9 protein-coding genes and 1 pseudogene are annotated in these 9,023 nt (G+C 71.2%); 5 read left to right on the forward strand and 5 right to left on the reverse strand.

What is annotated here, in order from left to right; translation table 11 throughout:
- Nucleotides 1–257 (forward strand): phosphotransferase (locus tag D455_RS30465; protein ID WP_040684875.1); only part of this gene is annotated, 257 nt, incomplete at its 5' end.
- A 45-nt stretch (nucleotides 258–302) separates the two neighbouring features.
- On the opposite strand, the gene D455_RS0114485 is transcribed toward D455_RS30465, so the two are convergent.
- From D455_RS0114485 to D455_RS0114500, 4 genes are all read right to left on the reverse strand, one after another.
- The gene (locus D455_RS0114485; protein ID WP_017571430.1) at nucleotides 303–1,997 is read right to left on the reverse strand and encodes a BCCT family transporter; all 1,695 of its coding nucleotides are present in this window, start codon (nucleotides 1,995–1,997) and stop codon (nucleotides 303–305) included.
- 495 nt (nucleotides 1,998–2,492) lie between these two features.
- Nucleotides 2,493–3,374, reverse strand: coding sequence for an alpha/beta fold hydrolase (locus D455_RS0114490; RefSeq protein ID WP_017571431.1), 882 nt, complete (start codon nucleotides 3,372–3,374; stop codon nucleotides 2,493–2,495).
- A gap of 286 nt (nucleotides 3,375–3,660) precedes the next feature.
- On the reverse strand, nucleotides 3,661–4,479 hold the full coding sequence (locus D455_RS0114495) for an aldo/keto reductase (protein WP_017571432.1): 819 nt from the start codon (nucleotides 4,477–4,479) through the stop codon (nucleotides 3,661–3,663).
- 88 nt (nucleotides 4,480–4,567) lie between these two features.
- Nucleotides 4,568–5,578 (reverse strand): NADP-dependent oxidoreductase, encoded by a 1,011-nt coding sequence (locus D455_RS0114500; protein ID WP_017571433.1) that lies wholly within the window; start codon nucleotides 5,576–5,578, stop codon nucleotides 4,568–4,570.
- Between the two features lie 284 nt (nucleotides 5,579–5,862).
- Between D455_RS0114500 and D455_RS30470 the strand changes: the two genes are divergently transcribed.
- Both D455_RS30470 and D455_RS0114510 read left to right on the forward strand, forming a co-directional pair.
- On the forward strand, nucleotides 5,863–6,873 hold the full coding sequence (locus D455_RS30470; protein WP_017571434.1) for an endonuclease/exonuclease/phosphatase family protein: 1,011 nt from the start codon (nucleotides 5,863–5,865) through the stop codon (nucleotides 6,871–6,873).
- A 105-nt stretch (nucleotides 6,874–6,978) separates the two neighbouring features.
- Nucleotides 6,979–7,815, forward strand: a complete 837-nt coding sequence (locus tag D455_RS0114510; protein WP_017571435.1) for a TIGR03619 family F420-dependent LLM class oxidoreductase — start codon at nucleotides 6,979–6,981, stop codon at nucleotides 7,813–7,815.
- A gap of 23 nt (nucleotides 7,816–7,838) precedes the next feature.
- Here the strand turns inward: D455_RS0114510 and D455_RS0114515 are convergent, their stop codons facing one another.
- Nucleotides 7,839–8,075: a hypothetical protein gene (locus D455_RS0114515; protein WP_017571436.1), complete on the reverse strand. Its 237-nt coding sequence runs from the start codon at nucleotides 8,073–8,075 to the stop codon at nucleotides 7,839–7,841.
- A 104-nt stretch (nucleotides 8,076–8,179) separates the two neighbouring features.
- On the opposite strand from D455_RS0114515, the gene D455_RS0114520 reads away from it, so the two are divergent.
- On the forward strand, nucleotides 8,180–8,806 hold the full coding sequence (locus D455_RS0114520) for an HAD-IA family hydrolase (protein ID WP_017571437.1): 627 nt from the start codon (nucleotides 8,180–8,182) through the stop codon (nucleotides 8,804–8,806).
- Between the two features lie 41 nt (nucleotides 8,807–8,847).
- Nucleotides 8,848–9,023, forward strand: a pseudogene (locus D455_RS35395) (GNAT family N-acetyltransferase); the annotation flags it as partial.

Below are 9,023 nucleotides of genomic sequence, written 5' to 3' on the forward strand. Positions count from 1 at the left end.
ATCCGCACGGACCGGGCGACCCGGGCGGGACCGCGGCCGACGGGCACGGGTGGGCCTTCGTGGACCTGGGCCGCGCCGGGCTGGGGGATCCGCACACGGACCTGGCCGACATGGTGGGCAGCCTGCACAGCCCGATGAACCCGCAGTTCGGCCCCGAGGACGCCGAACTCTTCCTGGACGCCTACGGGCGCGGACACGTCGACCCCGAGCGGCTGCGGCTGTGGGCCGGGATCAACGCGTTCCTCTGGCCCGGGTGAGACCCGGGCCGCGTGAGTCCGGGTCCCACCGTCGGCCGCGTCCGGTCACTCCACCCGGGGCCCGCCGTTGCCGTGCCCGTTGCCGTGTCCGTTGCCGTTCTCGTTGCCGCGTGCCCCGGTACGGCCCCCGGCGCCGCCCTGGAGCTTGTTCTGACGCTGGAGCCTGCGCGCCCTCGTGGTGAGCGGAGCGTTGCGTTCGCGTTGGAGGCCCGAGGGCTCCGCGAACTCACCGTGGAGAGAGCGGACGAGTCCCACCATCATGAAGAAGCCGATCACGAAGAACGGCAGCCCGAACACGATGATCGTCTGTTGCAGGGCCTCCAGACCGCCCGTGCCGGACGCGGTGAGCACCGTCGCGGCCACGACGCCCTCGGTGATGCCCCAGAAGACCCGCTGGCGGGTCGGGTTGCCCGCCTCGCCGGAGCAGAGCATGTCCACCACGAGGGAGGCCGAGTCCGAGGAGGTGGTGAAGAAGATGATGACGATGAGGATGCTCACCACCGACAGGAACGTGGTCAGCGGGAAGTGTTCCAGGAACGCGAAGAGGGCGCCGGGGACGTCTCCCTGCCCGACCACCTCCTCGACCAACTGGCCGTCCTGGTTCCTCTCGATGTCGAAGGAGGACAGCCCGAACACGCTGAACCAGATGACGCTGAACGCGGTGGGCGCGGCCAGCACGCCGAGGACGAACTCCCGGATGGTGCGGCCCTTGGAGATGCGCGCGACGAAGATGCCGACGAACGGCGACCAGGTGATCGTCCACGCCCAGTAGAAGACGGTCCACGAGCCCTGCCAGCCGGTGTTGGCGAAGGTGTCGTTCCAGAACGACAACGGGATCAGCATCTCCAGGTAGATGCCGGTCGTCTCGATGATCCCCTTGGCCAGGAAGAGCGTGGATCCCGCCAGGAAGATGAAGAGCAGCAGCCCCACGGCCATGTAGATGTTGATCGTGGACAGCCACTTGATGCCGATGTCGAGGCCGCTGGCCACGGAGATCACGGCGATGGTCGTGACGACCGCGATGAGGACCAGCTGGGTGGTGCGGCTCTCCGGCACGCCGAAGAGAGTGTTGAGGCCGCTGTTCATCTGGAGGGTGCCCAGGCCGATGGTGACGGCGACGCCGAACAGTGTGCCCAGGACCGCGATGATGTCGATGGTCCGCCCCAGGGGACCGTTGATCCGCTCGCCGAGGAAGGGGTGGAAGATCGAGCTGACCCGGAAGGGCAGGCCCTTGCGGTACACGAAGTAGGCGAAGGCGAGCCCCGGCAGGCAGAAGATCGTCCAGGTGTGCAGGCCGAAGTGGTAGAGCGTGAAGCCCATCGCCTCCTCGGCCGCCTCGATCGTCTCCGGACCGACGCCCGACCGGGGCGGCTCGGCGTAGTGACTGATGGGTTCCGCCACGCCCCAGAACATGAGGATGCTGCCGATGCCCGCGGCGAACAACATGGCGAACCACGCGGGGTTGGTGTACTCGGGCCTACTCTCCGGAGGCCCCAGACGTACACGTCCGAAACGGCTGAACGCGATCCAGATCAGGAAGACGAGGAACGTGGTCACGCCGAGAATGTAGAGCCATCCGAGATTGGTGAGGATCCAGTCCGAGGTCGTACCGAAGACGGCGTCCACCACGTCGGTGAAGACGATCGCGCTCACCACGAAGAAGATGGTCAACCCGGCGGACACGAAGAAGATCGCCGGGTTCGTTTTGAGCCCCAGCTTTTGTGCCAGCTTTTCGAACATGCCGACTGCTTTCTGGTGTTTCGGGGACGTTCGGCGGGGATAAAGTGCTGCCAGCCCTCACTGACCTCGGGCAAGGATACGCCTTGGGCGGGGCTTTCCCCGTTCATCCTTCCTTTCAGGGAGAGTTGGAAACGTCTTTACCCAACACCATTAGGGACACACGTGAAAGCACCATGACAGATAGCAACAAATCCACACAAGACATATCTTTGTGGACTTGTGCATGTATGCACCAACCCAACACCGCGCGCACCGGTACCGCGCCCGGCCTGGCCCTCGGTCGGTGATCCGGCCAGACGCCGCCCCGGGGGGGGAGCCGCCCCGCGGGCGCGGATGACGCGTCGGGGGCCGCACGAACGTGGGACGGGTGCGGTTCCGACGGGGGTTCGCGGCGGTGTCTCACCCGGCCCACGACGCGAACGCCCGCGGCCGGAGGGGCCACGGGCGGGGACGGCGCGCCCGGGTGGAGGGGACGCCGTCGCGCGGGAGGTCGGATCAGGCGTCGAGGGTGCGCAGCAGCTCGCCCACCTCGCCGGGCTGCTCGTACAGCGACAGGTGGCCCGCGCCCTCGATGGTGTGGACGTCGGTGTCCAGGAACCGATGGGCCGGGCCGTGCAGACGCGCGGGCGAGAAGAACGGGTCGTGCGATCCGGTCGCCACGGTGACCGGGGTGTCCGCCCAGGCGCGGAAGCGCTCGCAGGGCAGCGGGTGGGGGAGGGAACCCGTGCGGCAGTTCCGGGCCACCAGGGTCAGCCACTCCGCCTCGGCCCGGTGCTCGTCGCACGCGGTGGACGGACCGCTGAGGAACTCGACCAGCCGTCCGCTGGTCTGCTCGTTGGGGTGGACCATCCACGGCAGCGTGGCACGCATCGACTCCGAGCTGACCCCGGCCGCGGTCAGTCCGGCCGGATTGAGCAGCAGCATCCCGGCGACCAGCGGGGACGGGGTGGAGGCGAGAGCGATGGCGGCGCCGCGGGAGTGGCCGAGCACGAGGACGGGCCGGTCGGTGATCCGCGGCAGGAGCTCGTCCAGCCACTCGCCGTAGGCCTCGATCCTGGCCCCGCCGACCCTCTGGCTACAGCTGAGGCCGGGGTGTCCGGGCAGGTCGACCAGCAGCACCGGCCGGTCCGCGGACAGCGCGCGGGCCGCGGGCACCGTGGTGGCCGCGTTGAAGTTGGTGCCCGACAGCACCAGTACCGGAGTACCGGGACCGCCTGAGGACCGGAAGGCCTGCGTACTCCCCAGACGGGTCTCCACAGGAGGAAGGGGTCCGAGTTCGGGCCACTGACTCAGGGCTTTGTGGCACCACGCCTGCACGGAACGCTCGGCGTTCTCCGAACGGTACACACGTGCTGCGCGGAGGGGGACGACGGTCATGGATCTGATTTCGCCTAAGAGGAGACTGGCCGCTGACCTTGCTTGTCAGAGCGCCAAGAGAGGACTGTACGCCTCCGTTCGGCACCACGCCACCCATGGGCGGGGGGAGTGTCCGAACTGACACGTACAGGAGATCCATACCCGCTGTCGAGTGTCCCCTGGGAAGGGTGTTGACCCTGGTGTGAGGGTGTACGACCTGTCCACTTCCGGCCATCCGCGGCCGTCGCCGTTTACCCCGCGGGGAAGGTGTTCCCGGGCCGCCGCCCGGCCCGGGAACACCGCGCGGTCAGCCGAGCTCGTCGGGGTCCGGACCGATCCGGCCGCCGCGGTCGAGCGCGCCGATCCGGTCCATCTCCTCGGCGGACAGCTCGAAGTCGAACACGTCGATGTTCTCCCGGATCCGGGACGGCGTCACGGACTTGGGGATCACGACGTTGCCGAGCTGGAGGTGCCAGCGCAGCACGACCTGCGCCACGGACTTGCCGTGCCTCTCCCCGATCGCGGTCAGCTCCGGGTCGCCCAGCAGCTCCCCGCCCTGGCCGAGCGGGCTCCACGCCTCGGTGAGGAGGCCGTGGCGGGCGTTGGCGGCCCGCATGGTCTCCTGTGAGAAGTAGGGGTGCAGCTCGATCTGGTTGAGCACCGGGACGACGTCGGTCTCCGCGACCAGGCGGTCCAGGGTCTGGACGGTGAAGTTGGACACGCCGATGGACCTGGCGCGGCCCTCGGAGCGGATGCGCTCCAGCGCCTTCCAGGTGTCGACGTAGGCGTCCTGCTTCGGGGCGGGCCAGTGGATCAGGTACAGGTCGACGTAGTCCAGGCCGAGGCGGTCCAGGCTGGCGTCGAAGGCCTTGAGCGCGTTGTCGTAGCCCTGCTCGTCGTTCCACAGCTTGGTGGTGACGAACAGCTCCTCGCGGTCGATGCCGGAGGAGGCCAGGGCACGGCCGGTTCCCCGCTCGTTCTGGTAGAGCTTGGCGGTGTCGATGCTGCGGTACCCGGCTTCCAGGGCGGTCGTGACGGCGGCCTGCGCCTCGTCGTCGGGGACCTGCCAGACGCCGAACCCGAGTTGCGGCATGGTGTGGCCGTCGTTCAGCGTGACGTGCTGCATGAGCGCCTTTCCGTGGTGACGGATGCGGTGGTGTGCCAAGGGGGTCGGCCCCATGGTGGCAACCTGGAGTGCACTCCAGGCAAGCGGTTCAGGATGTGAGACGAACCAGCATCTTGCCGGTGTTGGCGCCCCGCATCATGCCGAGGAAGGCCCGTACGGCGTTGTCGATGCCCTCCACGACGGTCTCCTCGGTGCGCAGCCTGCCGTCGACGATCCATCCGGAGGCCCGCTCGGCGTACTCCTTCATCAGGTGACCGTGGTCACCGACGATGAACCCGCGCAGGGTGAGCCGTTTGCCGACGGCGAGGAAGAGGTTGTCGGGGCCGGGAACGGGCTCGGCGGCGTTGTACTGGGAGACCGCTCCGCACAGGGCGATCCGGCCGTGGTCGCGCATGGCGGCGATGGCGGCCCGCAGGTGGTCGCCGCCGACGTTGTCGAAGTAGACGTCGATCCCCTCGGGCGCGGCCTCGGCGAGCTGCTCCTCCAGGCCGCCCTCGCGGTAGTCGATGGCGGCGTCGAAACCGAAGTCCTCCAGGAGGCGGCGCTTCTTCTCCGGGCCGCCCGCGGACCCGACGACGCGGGAGGCGCCCAGCTGCCGGGCGATCTGCCCGGCGGCGGACCCGACCGCGCCCGCCGCGCCGGAGACGAACACCACGTCCCCCTCCCGCACCGGGGCGATCTCGGTCAGGCCGGCGTAGGCGGTGAGGCCGACCATGCCCAGAACGCCGAGGTAGGCCTCGGCGGGCGCCTGGGAGACGTCCACCGCGCGTACGGCGTCGGCGGGCAGCAGCGCGTACTCGCGCCACCCGGCCGAGTGCAGGACGGTGGTGCCCACCGGGACGTCGTCGCTGCCCGAGGCGGTGACCACGCCCACCGCGCCGCCGTCCATCGGCTGGCCGAGCTGGTAGGGCGGGACGTAGGACTTGACGTCGTTCATCCGTCCGCGCATGTAGGGGTCCACGGACATCCAGTCGTTGCGCACCAGGACCTGCCCGGGGCCGGGGTCCTCGACGGTGACCTGTTCGAGGGAGAAGTCGGTGGGCTCGGGCTCGCCCACGGGGCGGGCCACCAGGTGGACCTCCCTGCTGGTGACGGACATGGCGGAACCTCCGTGACGTCGCTGGTGTCGGTGCGGTGGCCTGCGGGTCGGGCGGCTACCCGTCCGACCGCTCGGTCACCCGCCCATCAAACCAGCGAATCGGGCCACCGGGACGTCAACGGGCCGGGCGCGGCGGTCCGAGGCTGGCGGGTGCGGTCGGGGCGGAGGTGACCAGCCGGCGCCGCGGATCCCCGCGACCTCCCCGCTCGTGGTGTAGTCCTACCGGTGACGGCGGACGGGGTGTCCGACCGGCCGTGAGAATCGTCATGACGCGTGGAGGGGTTGTGAGCGGACCGGAACCGGTGGACGGGAGGGACGACGCGCCCCGGCGCCGGTCGGGTGCGGTGACCGCCCTGGTCGCGCTGGCGGCCCTGGGCTTCGCGGTGTTCGCGGTGCTGCGGGCGTTCGGCCTGGAGGAGGGGTGGCCCCTGGTGCCCGCGCTGTCCTTCGTCCCGTACGTGATGGCGGCCGCGCCGCTGGCGGCGGTGGCAGCGGGCCTGCTGCGGCGGTGGGCGTCCATGGCGGTGCTGATCGTGGCGGCGGTGGTGCTGGCGTTCTCGGTCGTTCCGCGCGCGGTGCCGTTCGGGGTCACCGCGTCGGGTGGCCCGACCGTCCGGCTGATGACCCTGAACACGCTCGGCGGCGGCGCCAGCGTCCCGGAGGTGGTGGGACTGGTGCGCGACCTCGACGTGGACGTGCTCACCCTCCAGGAGGTCACCCCGGAGCTGGTGGACGAGCTGTCCGCCGCCGGGCTGGACGAGCTCCTGCCCCACGTCGTCGACCACTCCCACCCCCGGGGCGTGCCCGGGAGCACCGTACGCTCGGCCTTCCCCCTCACCGATCTCGGTGACACGGCGGAGGGACCCGGCGCCTTCGCGATGCCGACCGCCGGAGTGGAGCTGCCCGGGTACGGGCGCCGCTTCGAGGTGACGTCGGTGCACGTTCCGCCGCCGCTGTCCCCCGCCCTCGTCGACGTCTGGCGCGGGGAGCTGGACGGCCTGGCCGCGGAGGCGGATCCGGAGACGACGCGCGTGCTGGCGGGGGACTTCAACGCCACGCTGGACCACGCGGCGCTGCGCGGGGTCCTGGAGGCGGGATACCTCGACGCGGCGGCCGTCCTGGGTGAGGGCCTGGTGCCGACGTGGCCGGTGGGCCGCCTCGTGCCGAACCTCACCATCGACCACGTCCTGGTGGGCCCCGGGACGGGCGTCGACCACCTGGAGGTGAGGGACGTGACCGGTACCGACCACCGGGCGGTGTTCGTCGAGGTGTCCCTGCCCGAGGGTCCCGGGTAGCCACGCGGTCGACCGGCGCCGACGGCACGGGGGACACGGAGAACACGGGGAAGACGGAGAACCGGGTTTGACCCTCACACCGGTGGCACGGTCTACCGTCGGTCCATGAGTGAGCTGACCGAACCGATGACGGGTACCCCGCTCCAGGTGGTCCTGCCCGACGAGTCGCCCGGCATGTCCCCGAGGGCCCTCGTCGACCTGGGCACGCGCGCCGAGGAACTGGGCGTGGACGCGGTGTGGCTGCCGGACCACCTGCTGCCGCCCGCGCCGTACGGGCCGACGTTCGGCGGCGTGTACGAGCCGCTGGTGACCCTGGCCCACCTGGCGGCGCGGACCGAACGGATCCGGTTGGGCACGTCGGTGCTGGTGGCGCCGATGCGGGATCCTTTCGTTCTAGGGAAGCAGGTGGCGACCCTGGACGCCCTGTCGGAGGGGCGCTTCGTGCTGGGGGTGGGCACCGGCTGGTCGCGCGAGGAGTTCGCCGCCGTCGGATCGGACTTCACCACGCGCGGCGCCCGCACGGACGAGACTCTGCGCCTACTGAGACACCTGTTCGAGGGTGAGGGGCCGTTCGAGGGGCGCTTCCACTCCTACGAGCGCGGGGTGTTCGAGCCCCGTCCGGCGCGCCGCGTGCCCGTGATGGTGGGCGGCACCTCGGAGCGGGCGCTGTCCCGGGCGGCCGAGTGGGGCGACGCGTGGCAGGGCGTGGGACTGGACGCGGCGGGGTTCGTGGCGGCACGGAACCGGCTGCGGGAGCTGACCCACCGGCCCGTACGCGCGCAGACCCGGATCGCCTGGCCCGGGGGCGAGCCGGAGTTCGACCGCGCGGTCGGGCTGTTCCGGGAGCTGACCGCCGCCGGGGCGGACGCGGTGGCCGTGTGGTTCGGCGACGTGGAGGGGTTCGGCGCGCGCATGGAGCGGTTCGTGGCGGCGCTGCGCTGACCCGCGGATCCGGCGCCGCGGCGCTACTCCTGCGAGCCGAAGAGGTTCCGGCCGCCGTACTTCTTGTGGATGGGCTGCTTGGACACACCGAGCACCGCGGCGATCTCGGTCCAGGTGGAACCCTGGTTGCGGGCGCGGCGGACGAGGACCGCCTCGACCCGTTCCGTCTCCCTGCGGAGCCGCACGGTGGCGTCCAGGCCCACCAGGGGGTCGTCGGCACCGGTGGCGCGGGCGAGGGAGCTCAGCTGTTCGACGTCCATGGGTCAACTGTAATTGACGCAGGTGCTCCGGTCGGGACCGCGCCCGGAACCCCGTCCGCGAATGGCACCCTGGAGGGCCTGACGACCACCGACGAGGGAGTGACGTGGGCCGCTACGACGAGTCGATCGTGCTGTTCGACCTGGACGGGGTGCTGGTGGACTCCACCGAGAGCATCCGTAGGGGGCTGACCGCGTGGGCCGTGGAGCGCGGCCTGGACGTGGACGCGGTGCTCGCGCACCACCACGGCCGGACCGACGCGGGCCTGGTCGGGCTCGTCGCACCGCACCTGGACCCGGCGACCGAGGCGCCGCGGATCGAGGCCCACGAGGCCGCCGCCGGTGACGGGATCCGGGCCATGCCCCGAGCTCGGGAACTGCTCACCGAACTCGACGCACGGGGGCGCGCCTGGGCGATCGTCACCTCCGGCGGCGACCGGATCGCCAACGCGCGGATCGGGACGGCCGGGCTGCCCCTCCCCCGCGTGCTGGTGACCGCGGACCACGTGAGCGAGGGCAAGCCCCATCCCGCCCCGTACCTGCTGGGCGCCGAACGCATGGGGGTGGCGCCCGGAAGGTGCGTGGTGGTGGAGGACTCCGCCAGCGGCGTCCGCTCGGGGCTGGACGCGGGCATGCCCGTGGTGGCGGTGGCGTCCACGACCGCTCCCGCCGAGCTCGCGCACGCGACCACCGTGGTGGCCGACCTCGCGGCCGCGGCCACACTGCTGCTGTAGGAGACCGCCGCCCCGGGTTGGGGCCGACCCAAGGAGCCTCCATGGACGAGGACGTCACCATCGACCGTGCCCGGGCCGAGGACGTGGCGGCGATCGTCGCCATGCTCGCCGACGATCCCCTGGGAGCGCGGCGGGAGGACCCCGACGACCAGGGCGCCTATCTGGCGGCCTTCAAGGTGATCGACGCCGACCCGCACCAGTTCCTGGCGGTGGCCCG

This window comes from Nocardiopsis halotolerans DSM 44410 (genome assembly GCF_000341065.1).
In the GTDB taxonomy this organism is placed as follows: Bacteria; Actinomycetota; Actinomycetes; order Streptosporangiales; family Streptosporangiaceae; genus Nocardiopsis; species Nocardiopsis halotolerans.

Excerpts from the sequence above, each read along its gene's own strand:
- D455_RS0114485 (WP_017571430.1), bottom strand. The coding sequence starts at position 1,997 with ATGTTCGAAAAGCTGGCACAAAAGCTGGGGCTCAAAACGAACCCGGCG.
- D455_RS0114490 (WP_017571431.1), bottom strand. The coding sequence starts at position 3,374 with ATGACCGTCGTCCCCCTCCGCGCAGCACGTGTGTACCGTTCGGAGAAC.
- D455_RS0114495 (WP_017571432.1), bottom strand. The coding sequence starts at position 4,479 with ATGCAGCACGTCACGCTGAACGACGGCCACACCATGCCGCAACTCGGG.
- D455_RS0114500 (WP_017571433.1), bottom strand. The coding sequence starts at position 5,578 with ATGTCCGTCACCAGCAGGGAGGTCCACCTGGTGGCCCGCCCCGTGGGC.
- D455_RS0114510 (WP_017571435.1), top strand. The coding sequence starts at position 6,979 with ATGAGTGAGCTGACCGAACCGATGACGGGTACCCCGCTCCAGGTGGTC.
- D455_RS0114515 (WP_017571436.1), bottom strand. The coding sequence starts at position 8,075 with ATGGACGTCGAACAGCTGAGCTCCCTCGCCCGCGCCACCGGTGCCGAC.